Source organism: Achromobacter semiaridum, from assembly GCF_053543755.1.
In genome coordinates this window covers 10,967-26,543 of the sequence record NZ_JBLVOL010000135.1, presented here as the reverse complement: position 1 = coordinate 26,543, position 15,577 = coordinate 10,967, and the positions used below count along the sequence as shown (strand labels likewise).

The following is a 15,577-nucleotide window of genomic DNA, read 5'->3' as shown; positions in this document are numbered from 1 at the left end:
CAAATAAATGCCAACACACAAACGTTATTTCTTGCCGGAGTCGGTATTGCTAAAACGAAACGGGATTCATGACGTAAATAGGCCCGCTCTTGCACCCCCGCATCGCGGATGGCTCCATGACCTGACCGGACCCGATGAAGACTCATCAACACCGATCCGCGCCAATGAAATTCCCGTCATTAATTCTATGAACGGCACTTGCCTGGAGCTAAGCCGCAAGACGCACAAAATGCGGGGGCTGCTGTTGGCCTTGTCCCCACTGGGTATTACGTGGCTGGCCTTCTCTCTATACATCCTGGCGACGTCAGAAATGGGATTTCCGCTGGAAATTGCGGCCACCGCCATCGCGATGTTGTGGTGGACCATGACCATGATTCGGGTCGATATCTCCATCCCCCGCGACGAGCCCATCCGCTTCAATCGCTTGCGCCGCAAGATATACGTCTACCGCTTCCATTACCTCTGGTGGAACCCTTTCGCCCGCTGGTACGTCACCACAAATTCGTATCACTGGGCCGACCTGCGCGCCGAAGTTTGGCGGCAACGTGGCGCCACCGGGCAAGGCGGCCTGATCATTACGTGGGGCGTGTCGATCGCGGTCGTCAAGCCGGGCACTAACCAGGTGATTGACCGGTTTCCCTTAAGCGTTGGCCAGGACGAAGGCAGCTCGTGGGATTATGTCCGCGCCTATATGCAGCACGGACCGGGCGCTTTGCCCGCCGTCGTAACATTCAACGACCCGAACAGAGTGCCGCCGTTGAATCTGGCCCTGCGCTTGGCGCCAATAGTGCAATGGCCGGCCGACATGGATGCGGAATCGCGGACCTGAAAACCGGCCTGCCCCGCCAGCCCTATCCCCCCACACTTCCCCCGCAATGCCGGCACACCCGTGCGTCGCGAAGAATGCGCCCCGAGCAGCGCGGGCAATCGATATGCGTCGGCGCCACCGGTACACGCGCACGGGGTGAACGGTCTGGCAGGGTCAGCAGAAAAGCACCCGCCAACGGCGGGCTGATCAGGACGGCCAGCACCGTCCAGCCGATGCCGCGACGGCCACGGCCGGCCGCCATGACGCCCACCACCACCGCCAGCACGACCCAAAGAAGAATAAGCAGGAACATATCGCGATGTTAAACCGCGCCTAACGAGAGTAATCTGCTGCCAGGGAGACATCCCGATGTGAGTGGTCAGAAGTTCGTCAGGAACCTTGCAGCGCGTTGGCAAACTCGTCTGCAAACCCGTCTGCAACCTAAAAAGGAAGCGCATATGAACAAGATCTCTTCAACATGGCGTAGGACCACGCTGGCGGCGGTAACGCTGGGCGTGGCAAGCGTGCTGTTCGCGGGGTGCACGACGAATGGCCCCAAAGCGACCGCCACTGCCGCCGAAAAACGGCAAGAACTCAATACGGCCGCCACCGCCACACTGACCCAGCTGTACGCGGCGTCCCCGCAGTCCAAGCAGTTGGTACAACGCGCGCGTGGCGTGCTGGTGTTTCCCGCGGTGCTCAGCGCCAGCTTCATCGTGGGTGCGGAACACGGCTCGGGCGTGCTGCGCGTGAATGGCCAGGACACCAACTACTACAGCATCACAGGCGGCTCGATCGGCTTTCAGGCGGGCGCGCAGTCCAAGGCCATGGTGCTGCTTTTCATGACGGATGACGCACTGGCCAAGTTCCGCGCCAGCAGCGGCTGGACGATCGGGGCGGACGCCACCGTTGCCGTGGCCAACATCGGCGCCAACGGGGCCATTGATTCGTACACCGCCCAGCAGCCCATCGTTGGCTTTGTGCTGAACAATGGCGGGCTGATGGCGGGCGTGTCAATCGACGGCAGCAAGATATCGCCGTTGACCCTGTAATCGCATGACTGGCCGCCTGCCGCTGCGGTAAACGGCATGGCGGCCAGGGTCCCATCATCTGCTGACCTGCGATGGCACGGCGCCTGGCCTGGGCGCCCGTCGCCATCGCCTTTCCCTTATCAAGCCGACCAAGCCGATCAAGCCAACATCGGCTCCATGTCCGGATCGCCCTTTTTCATGGCGTGGCGGTACGCGTCCCGCGCGCCGATGCGCTGTAGGTACGCCAGGATGTTTGGATACGGCGACAGGTCGTAGGGATAGAACAGCCGCATCGTGGTCAGCGAAAACACCGCGACGATGTCGGCGGCCGTCAGCACATTGCCCGCCAGGTAGTGCGTTTTGCCCAATTGCTTGTCGACCAGCGCCAGCGCCTGTTGGCGGCGTGCGTCGGCAAACTGCGCCACGGGTTTGTCGGCGGGCACCTCGGCGCGGGCCAGCACCATGTTGCGCATCAGCGCCGGTTGCAGCGAGCCGTTGGCGAAGTGGAACCAGTACAGGTAGTCGGCATAGGCCGGGTCGCTGGGCGGCACGGTAAGTTGGCCGTCGCCATACCGGGCCAGGATGTATTCGACGATAGCCGTGGACTCGGCCAGCACGGTGTCGCCATCGGTGATGATCGGGGCGGTGCCCAGCGGGTGCAAGGCCTTGTATTCGGGCGGCGCCAGGCGCGTGTTGGCGTCCCGGTCGTAGACCTTCAGGTTGTAGGGCATGGCAAGTTCTTCGCACAGCCACACGATACGTTCGGACTGCGATTTACCCAGATGGTGCACGGTCAGCATGAAAGTCCTTTAGAAAGGGTAGCGCCGAAAAGCAACGTTGCCACTCTACGCCGCTTTGCCGGTATCGACAGCGCCAGCGTCCACGCGCCGAGACGCCAACCCACACCAACCCACGCCAGCCCGCCCCCCCCTGCGCCACCGCATACACCTTTCGCGCATCCTGCTAACGGATAGATACACAACCTGCACGATCAGCAATTACCAGATGCAAGCAGCGTGCTAATTTAGGCGCCCGTGGCCGCCCACGTCCGTGGCGACCGTCCTGAGGCCCCTACTTTTCATGAACATGCATAAGACGCCTGCTTGCGATATGAACCCCGCCAAGCGCACTCAACGCCTGTCCCGCATCCTGCCGCTGGCGTTCGGCCTGGCCTTGGCCACGGCATCGCCGATGATCGCGGCGCAAGGCGACGCGGTGCGCGCCCATTCGCCGGCGCAGCAAAACGGTGCGGCGGCCCAGCCCCAGACACAGATCCAGACCCCGGCGCGAGCACCGGCGCCCGCGCAGCAAAACAGCGCGACGGCCCTGGCGCCGGTCACCAAGACGGAAATTCGCAACCAGACCGCCTACGAGCGCCTGCTGAACAACAGCGGCGTCACCGTGCAATGGCTGTGGTCGGCTGATCGCGGCCAGCTCAGCGCCAAGGACGTCAATGACGTCGTGCGCATCGACGGCACGCAGGCCAACTTCGAAGGCACCTTGAAGATCAATGGCGAGATCGTGTCCATCGACAGCGACCGCTTTGTCTTTCGCGGCACCATCCTGATCCTGGACGCCCCTGAGAAAGGCCGCCGCTGCGAGCGCACGGGCGACTATGAATTTCGCGCCACCGGCAAGCGCAAGTACTGGCGCTTGCAGCAGATGGAAAGCTGCGGCCGCCTGACCGATTACGTTGATATCTACTATTGACGCCATGGACGGCATTGACGCCATTGAGGCGTCAGCGCGCCCCGACATTCCGGCGTCTTCCACCCCCTGCACCGCACACCAAAGAGGTTTCGCATGATCGATGAACACGACAAGCAGCATCTGGCGCGTTGCGTGGCGCTGGCGCGGCAGGCGCTGGAATCGGGCGACGAGCCCTTTGGCTCGGTACTGGTGTCCGCCCAAGGCCAGGTGCTGTTTGAAGACCACAACCACGTTGCAGGCGGCGACCACACGCAGCATCCCGAATTCGAGATCGCGCGCTGGGCCGCCAATAATGTGCCGGCGGCGGAACGCGCATCCTGCACTGTCTACACGTCGGGCGAACATTGCCCGATGTGTTCGGCCGCGCATGGCTGGGTGGGGCTGGGCCGCATCGTCTATGCCAGCTCGTCGCAGCAATATCGGCAGTGGATGCAGGAATGGGGCGTGGCGCCGTCACGCGTGAAGCCCCTGGCGATCCAAGAGGTCATTGACGGCGTCGCGGTCGATGGCCCCGTTGCCGAATTCGCCGAACAGGTCAGGCAGCTGCATCAGGAAAAGCTGCGCCGCCGCGCGTAGTAGCGCGGCAACCGGCGCTGCACAGCGGGCGCAACAACACGCGCGCCCACACCGAAACCGAAGGAATCCCGCATGCCCGCCAACAGCGTTAAATGGATCGTCAGCATCGTCTTGGGACTGCTGATCGGCAAGGTCAGTTATGGCGTCCTGCTGCCCCTTTTGCTGGCCGGCTTGCCCGATCCGAACGCGGGCGACAGCGACACAATGATGTACGTCGGCACTGCGGCCTGGCTGCTGATCACCGTGGTGGCGGCGGTGTTGCTGGCCCGCATTGCCGACCTGCGCCGTCTGATCGGCTGGGGCTTCGTGGTGCTTGGCGTGGCGTTGATGCTGACCATTCCCGCCACGTTGCTGACCATGGACTTCGGCGCGCACCAGGCGGCCACCGCCGGCGCACAAGCGGCCAACGACGCCAACACCGCGCTGTTTTTCTGGGCCCTGATATTTGGGCTGCCCTATGTCGGCGGCGGCCTGGCGCTGACCATCCTGGGCACGATGCTGATCCGCAGAAACCCGCCTCCCGCCGCGCCCACCATTTAACTATCCGGCCAAGGTGCCGTTGTTACGTTGTCAAAGACAGCGGCCCGAAGCGCCATGCCCTCCGCGCGGCCGCGCCGGGTTCGCCATTTCCTGAACCCACTCTGCCGTAGCGAATGACCCCATCCAACGACACGATCGACACCCTGCTTGCGCGCCGCGCGCAACTGCGCGAATGGCTTGACGCCGGCCAGTACGACGAATTGGACGCCCTACTGGAAGCTGCCGCCTTGCGCTGGCTGGACAGCGACGGCGAAAGCCATGGGTATCGGTGGATGTTGGACGTCATCAGCGATCCGCAACGCGCGCCCGCCGACAACCTGGCCCGCGTGCGCGCCTGGCGCGACGCGCGACCGGCGTCGTATCACGCCCATCTGGCCTACGGCAATCAATGGGAAAGCATCGCCGGCGTCATACGCGGCAGCAACACCGCCGACTATGTGAACGATCAGCAGTGGGCCGGCGCAATGATGGCGCGCGACCACGCCGTGGCGGCATTCCTGCACGCCATGGCCTTGCACGAGCGCCCGGTCGTGGCCGTGCAGCGCACCATGCGGGTGTGCGCGTACCTGGGCGAGCCGGACTGGCTGGCCGACCTGCTGGAAAGCAACGCGGCGGCGTCCCACGCGGGCTTGCAGGCAAGCTGGGCGCCCGACGTTTGGGAACAGGCGCTGCGCCTGCTGGAAGAACACAGCGGCATGGGGCTGGCCGAACTGCCGGCCACGCTGCCCCAGGGCCTGCCCCCGCGCGCACCGCAGGACAAGGACGACCCCAAGACCTATTGGCTGCGCACGTCGCTGGCGCTGCGCCCGAACGACCTTAGCGCGCTGATCAGCTACCTGTACTTTCTGTACCCGCGATGGAACGGCAGCCACGCCGATATGCAGGCGTTCATCGACGGCCCGGTCTGCGCCGGCCTGACAGACGCCCAGCGCGAAGAGCTGCGGTTTTACAAAGAACTGGATTATCTGGGCTACCCCGCCTTCTACCCGGAAGTCGATGACGACGAACGCAACGCGGCCTTTTGCGACGCCTTCGAACAATGGTTGACGCTGGACGTGTCCGCCGAATTGCAAAGCCGCGCGCTGTGCCACTACGCCAACTTCCAGACGGCACGCGCGCGCCGCGAAGACGACAACGGCGACGTGCACTGGAATGCGGGGTTATTGCAGCACGCGTATGCGCTGTTGACGCGCGCATGCGCCGTGGCGCCCGCCAACATCGATCTGGCGGACGACGCCTATCCCGGCGTGCTGTTCACCTTGCAGGCCTGCGTGTGGTTTCAGGGCATGCCGGACGCGCAGCGCCTGTTCCCGCTGGTTCTGACGCGTGGCGCGCACTGGGGCGACGACGTGGAAGCCGTCTTGCTGGCGGCGGCAGGCAGCAAGTTCGGCCTGTTTGGCATGCAGGTGGACGAGCTGGACACCCAGGCCTTGCTGGAACGCGGCTTTGCGCTGGACGGCAAGGACCGGGCCTTCAACCTGGCGCAACTGGGCCGCAACCTGTGGGGCGACGTGTCGCCCGAGGCCGCGCTGTTCCTGTGGCAGGAAGGCGCCCGGCGCCAGCGCGCCGACGCTCTGATGTCGCTTAGCGAGCTGTATGCGGGCAAGATCGACCCCGACTACCCGGGCATCGATAAAGCCGCCGCAAGGACTTTCCTGACGCAGGCCGCCGAAGCGGGCGACCGGATCGCGCGCAACAACCTGGCTTACGCCGCCATCGACGAAGGCCGCGACATTGCGGCGCACGAATACCAGACGTACCGCGGCTGGCTGGAAAACAATTGGCGCGTGGCCGATCGGGGCTCGCGCATGGAAGCCATGGCGGCCCGCAACCTTAGCTGGCTGATGCTGATGCACAGCGGTTCGGATGAAGACCAGCGCGCCGCGCTGGACAGCGTGCTGCCCTGGATGTGGAACCAGGACCACGACGGCGACCGCGAAACCGCCGCCCGCAGCTACGCCATCGCCTTCCTGGAAGGCCGTGGCTGCGAGGCCAACGGCTATCTGGCGCACGTGTGGATCGCGCGTGCGCTGGCCTTGTCGCCCGATGACGAATACCTGCAACGCCTTAGCGCCGAAATCAACGACGACAGCGGCTGGTTTGGGGGATGGCGCTTGCGCCGCCGCCTGGCCCGCGACCGCGCCGGCATGGACGACCGTTCCCGCAAGCTGACGTTTGCCGGCGATGACGGCGATGGTGGCGGCCTCCCCGGCTAGACGACAAGCGCGATGGTCTGAGATGGGCGCATCGTCTTGCGTCCAGGTTGCTTGAGGTTGCTTGAGGTTGCTTGAGGTTGCTTGAGGTTGCTTAAGCTCGCTTCAGATCTCTTGGTGTCGCCTGGGATCTGTCGGTGTCGCCCCGGACAGCTTCACTCGGCTCAGACCGCCTGCGCACGCGCCACGTCCCACTGCCGCATCAGCTGCGTGATGGCGGCGTCAAACACCGCGTGGCGCACGCCGTCGCGCGCCGCGATCGACACGCCCAACAGAAAGCTGTTGAACACCGTGGCCAGCGCCTTGGCGTCCGTGGCGGGGTCCAGCTCGCCGCTGGCGATGCCGCGTTCCACGCACCGGACAAAGCCCGCGTACGTGCGCTGGCGCGACTGCGTCAACGGCAGCGTTACGGCGGCGTGCTCGGGCGTGGGCGCGCTCATGACGCCCAGCGCCACCATGCAGCCTTTGGGATGGTGGCGTTCGCACTGCATTTTGGTCGAGCGGCGCAGCGCCAGTTCAATGGCCTGGGCCGGAGCCAGCGTGTCATCCCACAGGCTCTCCGTGACGCGCGCGTACGTATCCAGGTAGCGCTGAACCGTCTCTTGGTACAGCGCCTCTTTCGAGCCGAACGCCGCATAGAAGCTGGGCGCGGAAATGCCGCCGCCGATGCCCGCTTTCAGCTGGCTCAGCGACGTTGATTCATAGCCCTGTTCCCAAAATAAATGCAGCGCCTGATCCACCGCCTGCTCGCGGTCGAACGCGCGTGGCCTGCCCATTTGCGCCATGCCGGTGCCTCCATTGATAGCGACGTGCGTAGAACGCCACTTGAAATACGCCACTTGTAATACGCCACTCGAAATACGCGACCTGAAATACGCCACTCGAAATACGCGACATCAATACTAATCGATACAAAAGTCGTTGACAACGCGAAAGCGGTGCCTCTACATTTATATCAATCGGTACATATATATCGATCGCTTCCGCTGCGCCGTTGACCCGACGCCCCCTCCCGAACAACGACCGCCGGGCCTGCCTGCCCGGCCAAGAAAAGGACTTTCGTGTGACCTCCCCGACCCTAACGCCCGCGCCGACCGCGCCCGACCGCCTGCCCGTCGCGGGGCTGCTGGCCCTAGCCATGACCGGCTTTATCTGCATCGTCACCGAAACCCTGCCCGCCGGGCTGCTGCCCCAGATCAGCGCCGGGCTGGGCGTAAGCCAGGCATGGGCCGGACAGATGGTGACCGCCTACGCATTGGGATCACTGCTGGCCGCCATCCCGCTGACGATCGCCACGCGCGGCTGGCGCCGCCGCACCGTGCTGCTGATGACCATCATCGGCTTCCTGGTCTTCAACTCCGCCACCGCGCTGTCCACCGACTATTGGCTGACGCTAATCGCGCGGTTCTTCGCCGGCGTGGCGGCCGGGCTGGCATGGAGCCTGATCGCGGGCTACGCGCGCCGCATGGTGGCCCCGTGGCAACAGGGGCGCGCATTGGCATTGGCGATGGTCGGCACGCCGATCGCGCTGTCTCTCGGGGTGCCGCTGGGCACCTTGCTAGGGTCCACGGTGGGGTGGCGGATGGCGTTCTGGATCATGTCCGCGCTGACCCTGGTGCTTATTGCCTGGGTGCTGGCCAAGGTGCCCGACTACCCCGGCCAGGCGTCCCACGAACGGATGCCGCTGCGCCGCGTGTTCCTGACGCCGGGCGTGCGGCCGGTGCTGGCCGTGGTGATCGCGTGGATGCTGGCGCACAACATTCTCTATACCTACATCGCGCCATTTGTCGCGGCTGCCGGGCTGGGCAAGCGCGTGGACCTGGTGTTGCTGGTGTTCGGCACGGCGGCGCTGGCCGGCATCTGGCTGACCGGCAAACTGGTGGACCGCCATTTGCGCGCCACCGTGTTGGCCAGCCTGGCCGCGTTCGGCGTGACCGCGCTGGTGTTTGGCGTGGCGCCTGCCACCCCGGCCATTGTTTACCTGGGCGTTGCGGTGTGGGGCGTAAGCTTCGGCGGCGCCGCCACCCTGTTGCAAACGGCGCTGGCCGATGCGGCGGGCAACGGCGCGGATGTGGCCCTGTCCATGAACGTGGTGGCCTGGAACGGGGCGATTGCCTCGGCCGGCGTCGTGGGCGGCTTGCTGCTTGGCGCCTGGGGTGTTGCCGCGTTCCCGCGGGCGCTGGTGGCCTTGATCGGCATCGCTTTCTTGATTGCGCGGGGCGCGCACGCCCATGCGTTCCGGCCCGGATTGCGGACGTCGGGCGCGTTGGTGGCGGGGCACTAGCCGCGCCATGCCGATTGCAGTTTGATACGTTTGATCACCCGGCGGGCGGGCCCACGTCGGGGCGTACCAGTACAATTCCCGCCACTTCTTGCTTTTCGTCCGCTCTCCGGCCGCCCTCTCCCCATGTCCAACCTTATCGTCCACGGCGGCGCGCCCCTGCGCGGCCGCGTCATTCCTTCGGCCAACAAGAACGCGGTGCTGCCGATTCTGTGCGCCACGCTGTTGACCGACCAGCCCTTGACGCTGCATGGCGTGCCGGACATTACCGATGTGCGCAAGATCCTGGACATCTTTCGCACGCTGGGCAGCGAAGTGGCGCTGGACGAAAGCACCCGCACGCTGCGCCTGCATCACCACCACACCACGTTCGACGCCACGTCACATCGTCTGCCCGAAGAAATGCGCTCGTCGATCATGCTGGTACCGCCGCTGCTGGCGCGCTTTGGCGTGGCGCGGCTGGAAGACAACGTCAAGGGCTGCACGCTGGGCGTACGCGAAATCGATCCGCACGTGGACATCTTCCGTTCGTTCGGCGGTGAAGTCGAACGCGCCAGCGGGTCGTTGCTGGTGCGCAGCAGCGGGCCGTTGACGGCCACGCACCACTGGCTGGATTACGCATCGGTCACCACCACCGAGAACTTCGTGCTGTGCGCGGCCGCCGCGCAAGGCGAATCCACGCTGACCAACGCCGCGTCCGAACCGCACGTGCAGGAATTCTGCCGCTTCATGGTGATGATGGGCGCCGATATCGACGGCATCGGCACGTCGCGCCTGACCGTGCGTGGTGGCGCGACGCTGGGCGGCGGCGAGTTCACCTTTGAAGAAGACTTCCACGAGATCACCACGTTCCTTGCGCTGGGCGCGATCACGGGCGGCGACGTCGTGGTGCGCAACCGCACGCCGGGCAACTTCCCGCTGATCGACCGCACCTTCGCCAAGTTCGGCGTCACGATCGAGCACAAGGACGGCTGGTCGCGCGCGCTGCGCAGCGGGCCGCTGAAGGTGCAAACGCCCTTCACCAGCAACGTGCTGACCAAGGTGGAAGCCGCGCCGTGGCCGTATTTTCCGGTGGACCTGCTGCCCATCTTCATCGCGCTGGGCGTGTGCGCCGAAGGCAACGCCATGTTCTGGAACAAGGTCTACGACGGCGCGTTGGGCTGGACGGGCGAACTGTCCAAATTCGGCGCGCACGTGTTTTCATCGGACCCGCATCGCGTGGTGACGTTCGGCGGCATGCCGCTGACGCCGGCCGTGGTGGAAAGCCCCTACATCATTCGCGTGGCGATCGCGCTGTTCATGGTCGCCAGCAGCATCAAGGGGCGTTCCGAGATCCGCAACGCGACGCCGATTCGTCGCGCGCATCCGCGGTTCGTGGAAAACCTGCGCAGCCTGGGCGTGCAGGTGGAATGGGCTACCGAGGAATAGTGGCCCCTGTACCGTCGGTGGGCGTGCCCGCCGCGCGGTTCAGAAATTCCAGCACCGCCAGGTAAGACCCCTCGTTGCCCGCCGCATTCGCGGCCGGCGTGCCGCCCGCGTCCAGCAGCAGGCCCGACATCGCATGCGGCTTGCTGATCAGCGTGGCCGGCAGGTACGGGTAATGCACATGGTGCCCCGCCCCCATGCACACGTGGTGGAACGTGGGCAGACCGTGCGCCTGGCGCTGGCGCATCACCATTTCGGAATACGCCGTGCTGGGCCAGAAACCGTCGTCGGACGCGCTGATCAGCATGACCGGGCCGGGATAGTTCTCGACCGGAATGCGCGCCCGTTCGACCGCCGCCGCATCGCGCGTGGCGCTTAGAAAGGCGTGGGTTTGCCGATACGGCGGCTCGGACGCGTAGGCGGCTTCCCAATCGGCGCTGGCGTTGTCCTGCCACAGATGCGGCAGCGGTTCGCCGTTTTTGGTCCACACCTGCGCATTGCGGCCCGTGCCGGGCGAGCCCGCGCTGACCACGCCGTGCATGACCGGCGACGGCACATAGGCGGCCACCGCGCTGACCAAATCGGGATAGTGCGAGGCCACCAGCAGCGAGGTCTCGCCGCCACGGCTGATGCCCGATAACGCCACGAAGCCGTCGCGCGGCGCCAGTTCGGCATGCGCCCAACGCAGCGCGTGTTCAAAATATTCCAGCGGCATGTCGTTCAGATACTTCGGCCGGCCGTCGTAGTTGAAGATGGCCAGCGCCAGACACTGGAAGCCGCGCGCGGCAAACAACGCGGCGCGCGGGGCGTTCACGCCGCCCGACGACCCGTTCATGTAGATGACCAGCGGGTGCGGGCCCGGCCCCGCCGGCGTATACAGTTCGCCGGAAACGGTCATGCCGCCCACCTGCTCGCGCACCGCGCGGTGCGTGACGCCCTCTTCCAGAAAGTCCTGCACCAGCTGCGCCGATGCATGGTGCGTCCCGTCGGTGGCGTCGATCTGGATGACCAGCGGCTCGGTGCGATCCGGCGGAAACACCACGCGACTCATGTCTTCGCACACCATGGACCACACCAGGCCCATGGCGGACGGCTCGGCGTAGCTGCCCGACACGGGGCTGTCGCGCCCCAGGTCCAGGCTGCCGTCGTGGCCGGCCACGAACACGGCTTGCGACCGCCACGGCGCGCCGCACATCTGCATGCTGGCGCGGACGGTGATGAAGGCATAGGCCGGAAAGCCCTCGATGCGGATGTCGCGGGCGACGTCGATCAGGGCAATTTCGGGGCTGACGGTAATGCGGGCTTGGTCGGTCACGGTGCGTCCTTACGCTTTCAGATCGGTCTTGGGCACGCCGTTGGCCTTGATGACCTGGGCCCACATGGCGGATTCATCGGCAATGACCTTGTCCAGGTCCGCCGACGAGGTGAACTCCACGGCCACGCCCTGCTCAGCGAATTGCTGGATCAGGCCGGGGTCGCGCGTGCCTTCGCGCACGGCGTTCTCAAGCACCTTGACCACGTCCGCGGGCATGGCGGCGGGGCCGGAAATCATCATGCGCGTGTACAGCTCGAAGCCGTCAACGCCCGCCTCTTTCATGGTGGGCACATCGGGCAGGCTGGACAGGCGCTTGTCGGCGGTCACGGCCAGCACCTTCAGCTTGCCTGACTTGATGTTGGCCAAGGCCGACGTGGGAAAGTCGAACGTGCTCTGCACCGTGCCGGCCATCAGGTCCAGCAGCGCGGGGCCGCTGCCCTTGTACGGCACGTCTTGAAACTGCGTGCCGGTCTTGGACTGGAAGTGCAGCAACGCCAGGTGGTTGATGACCCCTCGCCCGGCATGGGCGCAGGTAATGTCACCGGGCTTTTTCTTGGCCAGCGCAATGAATTCCTGCACGGTATTCACGCCCAGGTCGGGGTGCACGATCAACAGCATGGGCGATTTGCCCATTGACCCCAGCTGCTTGAAATCCGACTGCTGGTACGGCAGGTTGTTGTACAGCAAGGGGTTCAGGATCATGCCGTTGGTGCCGGCAAAGCCCAGCGTGTAGCCGTCGGGTTCGGCGCGCGCCACCGCCACGGTGGCGATGATTGCCTGCCCGCCCGGCCGGTTTTCCACGACCACGTTCTGCTTCAGGGTCTTGCCCATGCGCTCGGCCAGCGCGCGGGCGGCAATGTCCGTCAGGCCGCCGGGCGCAAAGCCCACCAGCAGGCGCACGGGGCGCGTCGGAAACGCGGTCTGGGCCCACGCAAGGCGCGAGGTCAGCGACATCAGGGGCAGCGCGGCAAGCGCGGCCAGGGCATGGCGGCGGGACACATTCATACGACTCTCCAGCGGGGGGCAAGGGCCAAAAACAAGGCAATGCAGCACCGTCCGCGCGCGCGCCGACAAGACGCCGCGTGGCCGGACACAGGAAACGGGGAAAGGCGCACAGGCCGCGCGCCGAACGGCGGCGGTCACAATGACGGTATCTTGTATGCAATACCTTTGGACCGCCATTTAGGGATATCCCCAAAAGAAAAATGCCGGCATCGCTGCCGGCATTCTGATCCGCTACTTGAAATCCGCCCCCGGATCGTCACCCCCATAGGTGCTGGTGCCGTAGGACGTATCCACCTCGATCTTCACCTTGCTGGAATCCACCTGCGCCTCGTCGCTCTTGTAGTGCATGACCAGACCAGGGAACGCCATCACGGCCGCCACCATCGCCAGCTGAATCACGATGAACGGGATGGAACCGCGATAGATCTGGCCCGTGGTGACGGGTTCGATCATGCGCCCCGTGACCTTGTCCTTGTACCTATCCTTGGGCGCCACCGACCTCAGGTAGAACAGCGCAAAGCCAAACGGCGGATGCATGAACGAGGTCTGCATGTTGACGGCCAGCAGCACGCCGAACCAGATCAGGTCGATGCCCAGCTTGTCGGCCACTGGCCCCAGCAGCGGCACGATGATGAAGGCCAGTTCGAAGAAGTCCAGGAAGAAGGCCAGCACGAAGGTCAGCACGCTGACGGCAATCAGGAAGCCCAGCTCACCGCCCGGCAGGCTGATCAGCAGGTGTTCCACCCACAAATCGCCATTGACGCCCCGGAAGGTCAGGCCGAACACCGTCGAACCCACCAGGATGAACACCACGAAGGTGGACAGCTTGGTGGTGGTGTCCATGGCCTGCTTCATCAGGTTCAGCGTCAGGCGGCCACGAATCATCGCCATGATGATGGCGCCCACCGCGCCCATGGCGCCGCCTTCGGTCGGCGTGGCCACGCCGATGAAGATCGTGCCCAGCACCAGGAAGATCAGGAACAGCGGCGGGATCATCACGAAGGTGACCCGTTCGGCCAGTGCCGACAGCATGCCGAGCTTGAAGACTTTGTTGACGCCGGCAATGATGAAGGCGGTCAGCCCCCAGATCAGCAGCGACAGCACGATCTGCTCGTCCACCGGCGCCGTATCGGCTTCGATGTATTGGCCGACAAAGTACGCGGACAACGCCGAGATCACCATCAGCACCAGCAGCGAACGGCCGCCGCGCGTGCCGTTGGCTTCGTGAAAGGACCGCGCTTCTTCCGGCAGCGCCGGCGCCGAATCGGGCTTCAGGTACGACTTGATGATGACGAACACCACGTAGGTGCCGGCCAGCAGGAAGCCCGGAACGATGGCGCCACGGTACATGTCGCCGATGGAGCGGCCCAGCTGGTCGGCCAGGATGATCAGCACCAGCGACGGCGGGATGATCTGCGACAGCGTGCCGGACGCGGCGATGATGCCGCTGGCCAGCCTGCGGTCGTAGCCATAGCGCAGCATGATGGGCAAGGAGATCAGCCCCATCGAAATCACCGAAGCCGACACCACGCCCGTGGTGGCCGCCAGCATCGCGCCCACGAACACCACCGCGATGGCCAGGCCCCCGCGCACGGTGCCGAACAGCTGGCCGATGGTTTCCAGCAGGTCCTCGGCCATGCCTGATCGTTCAAGCACCAGGCCCATCAGGGTAAAGAATGGCACCGCCAGCAAGGTGTCGTTGGAGATGATGCCGAAGATGCGTTGCGGCAAGGCCTGGAACAACGCCGCGTTCAAGAGGCCCAGTTCAATGCCGATCAACGCAAAAAGAATGCCGTTGGCCGCCAGCGCGAAAGCCACGGGAAAGCCCATCAACAGGAACACCACCAGGGTGGCGAACATGATGGGGGCCATGTTTGCAGTCAAGAATTCCATGGTCAGCGTCCGTCCTGTCCGTGTTGATCGCGGGCGCCGCCTGGCGCCTGCCCGGCTTGCGCCGCCAACGCGCGTTCTTCACGCACGCGCGCTTCTTCGGCAATTTCCAGCGCCAGGGCTTCTTCAGCGGAAATCTCGCTGGCGCGCGCGCCGGGGTCCGGACACTTGCCCATCAAAAAACCCACGCACTTGATCAGGTGCGACAGGCCCGCCAACACCAGCAAGGCGAAGCCGACGGGAATCAGCAGCTTGACCGGCCAGCGAATCAGGCCGCCGGTATTGGACGACTGTTCGTTCGTTACGAACGAATCCATGAACACCGGCCACGACAGGTAGGTGATGAGCAGGCAGGCCGGCATCAGGAAGAAGATGACGCCGAAGATGTCGATGTAGATCTGCTTGCGGCGCGACAGGCGCGAGGACAGCACGTCCACGCGCACGTGTTCGTTGCGCAGCAGCGTGTAGCCGGCGGCCAGCAGGAAGATGGCGCCGAACAGGTACCACTGCATTTCCAGCCAGGCGTTGGAGCTGATCTGGAAGACCTTGCGCACGACGGCGTTGCCGGCGCTGACCAGGACGACGACCAGCGTCAACCACGTCACGCACCGGCCGACCACCGTGTTGATCGCATCGATCAAACGGGATAGGGCTAATAGGGCATTCATGTTGGATATCCGGACCGGCGCGGGAATTACGCGCGGTCAATGTGCAACTTGAGGAGAGACAGACAGGGACAGGGGCGAAAGTACAGAGGCAAAAATCCGGCAAGCGCGCGGGGCT

Annotated in this window: 15 protein-coding genes; 8 read left to right on the top strand and 7 right to left on the bottom strand. The window is 64.8% G+C overall.

Annotated features, from left to right (window positions below; all coding sequences use genetic code 11):
• Nucleotides 1-7 precede the first annotated feature (7 nt).
• Nucleotides 8-829, top strand: coding sequence for a DUF6708 domain-containing protein (locus ACNPP0_RS27875; protein ID WP_448707702.1), 822 nt, complete (start codon nucleotides 8-10; stop codon nucleotides 827-829).
• Between the two features lie 22 nt (nucleotides 830-851).
• On the opposite strand, the gene ACNPP0_RS27870 is transcribed toward ACNPP0_RS27875, so the two are convergent.
• Nucleotides 852-1,121 carry a hypothetical protein gene (locus ACNPP0_RS27870; protein ID WP_332608500.1) on the bottom strand — a complete coding sequence of 90 codons (270 nt, stop codon included), beginning with the start codon at nucleotides 1,119-1,121 and terminating at the stop codon, nucleotides 852-854.
• A gap of 145 nt (nucleotides 1,122-1,266) precedes the next feature.
• On the opposite strand from ACNPP0_RS27870, the gene ACNPP0_RS27865 reads away from it, so the two are divergent.
• Nucleotides 1,267-1,860, top strand: coding sequence for a BPSL1445 family SYLF domain-containing lipoprotein (locus ACNPP0_RS27865; protein WP_332608501.1), 594 nt, complete (start codon nucleotides 1,267-1,269; stop codon nucleotides 1,858-1,860).
• A gap of 137 nt (nucleotides 1,861-1,997) precedes the next feature.
• On the opposite strand, the gene ACNPP0_RS27860 is transcribed toward ACNPP0_RS27865, so the two are convergent.
• On the bottom strand, nucleotides 1,998-2,639 hold the full coding sequence (locus ACNPP0_RS27860; protein WP_448707701.1) for a glutathione S-transferase family protein: 642 nt from the start codon (nucleotides 2,637-2,639) through the stop codon (nucleotides 1,998-2,000).
• A 280-nt stretch (nucleotides 2,640-2,919) separates the two neighbouring features.
• On the opposite strand from ACNPP0_RS27860, the gene ACNPP0_RS27855 reads away from it, so the two are divergent.
• The 4 genes from ACNPP0_RS27855 (at nucleotide 2,920) to ACNPP0_RS27840 (ending at nucleotide 6,881) form a co-directional block, all read left to right on the top strand.
• Nucleotides 2,920-3,549: a hypothetical protein gene (locus ACNPP0_RS27855; protein ID WP_448707700.1), complete on the top strand. Its 630-nt coding sequence runs from the start codon at nucleotides 2,920-2,922 to the stop codon at nucleotides 3,547-3,549.
• Nucleotides 3,550-3,642: 93 nt separating this feature from the next.
• Nucleotides 3,643-4,125 carry a nucleoside deaminase gene (locus ACNPP0_RS27850; RefSeq protein ID WP_448707699.1) on the top strand — a complete coding sequence of 161 codons (483 nt, stop codon included), beginning with the start codon at nucleotides 3,643-3,645 and terminating at the stop codon, nucleotides 4,123-4,125.
• A gap of 72 nt (nucleotides 4,126-4,197) precedes the next feature.
• Nucleotides 4,198-4,665 carry a hypothetical protein gene (locus ACNPP0_RS27845; protein ID WP_448707698.1) on the top strand — a complete coding sequence of 156 codons (468 nt, stop codon included), beginning with the start codon at nucleotides 4,198-4,200 and terminating at the stop codon, nucleotides 4,663-4,665.
• A 113-nt stretch (nucleotides 4,666-4,778) separates the two neighbouring features.
• Nucleotides 4,779-6,881: a DUF4034 domain-containing protein gene (locus tag ACNPP0_RS27840; protein ID WP_448707697.1), complete on the top strand. Its 2,103-nt coding sequence runs from the start codon at nucleotides 4,779-4,781 to the stop codon at nucleotides 6,879-6,881.
• A gap of 161 nt (nucleotides 6,882-7,042) precedes the next feature.
• Here ACNPP0_RS27840 and ACNPP0_RS27835 read toward each other — a convergent pair whose 3' ends face one another.
• Entirely contained in the window at nucleotides 7,043-7,663 is a 621-nt protein-coding gene (locus tag ACNPP0_RS27835; RefSeq protein ID WP_448707696.1) for a TetR/AcrR family transcriptional regulator, read from the bottom strand.
• 353 nt (nucleotides 7,664-8,016) lie between these two features.
• Here ACNPP0_RS27835 and ACNPP0_RS27830 point away from each other — a divergent pair, with 353 nt between their 5' ends.
• Complete coding sequence (locus ACNPP0_RS27830; protein WP_448707736.1) at nucleotides 8,017-9,162, top strand: MFS transporter; 1,146 nt, start codon at nucleotides 8,017-8,019, stop codon at nucleotides 9,160-9,162.
• Between the two features lie 123 nt (nucleotides 9,163-9,285).
• A complete protein-coding gene (locus tag ACNPP0_RS27825; RefSeq protein WP_448707695.1) occupies nucleotides 9,286-10,587 on the top strand; it encodes a UDP-N-acetylglucosamine 1-carboxyvinyltransferase in 1,302 nt (433 codons plus the stop codon).
• On the opposite strand, the gene ACNPP0_RS27820 is transcribed toward ACNPP0_RS27825, so the two are convergent.
• From ACNPP0_RS27820 to ACNPP0_RS27805, 4 genes are all read right to left on the bottom strand, one after another.
• The gene (locus tag ACNPP0_RS27820; protein ID WP_332608509.1) at nucleotides 10,574-11,899 is read right to left on the bottom strand and encodes an acyl-CoA thioester hydrolase/BAAT C-terminal domain-containing protein; all 1,326 of its coding nucleotides are present in this window, start codon (nucleotides 11,897-11,899) and stop codon (nucleotides 10,574-10,576) included. The genes ACNPP0_RS27825 and ACNPP0_RS27820 overlap by 14 nt on opposite strands.
• Nucleotides 11,900-11,908: 9 nt before the next feature.
• Nucleotides 11,909-12,904, bottom strand: coding sequence for a Bug family tripartite tricarboxylate transporter substrate binding protein (locus ACNPP0_RS27815; RefSeq protein ID WP_448707694.1), 996 nt, complete (start codon nucleotides 12,902-12,904; stop codon nucleotides 11,909-11,911).
• A 231-nt stretch (nucleotides 12,905-13,135) separates the two neighbouring features.
• The gene (locus tag ACNPP0_RS27810; protein WP_448707693.1) at nucleotides 13,136-14,797 is read right to left on the bottom strand and encodes a TRAP transporter large permease; all 1,662 of its coding nucleotides are present in this window, start codon (nucleotides 14,795-14,797) and stop codon (nucleotides 13,136-13,138) included.
• A gap of 2 nt (nucleotides 14,798-14,799) precedes the next feature.
• Nucleotides 14,800-15,462: a TRAP transporter small permease subunit gene (locus ACNPP0_RS27805; protein WP_332608512.1), complete on the bottom strand. Its 663-nt coding sequence runs from the start codon at nucleotides 15,460-15,462 to the stop codon at nucleotides 14,800-14,802.
• Nucleotides 15,463-15,577 lie beyond the last annotated feature (115 nt).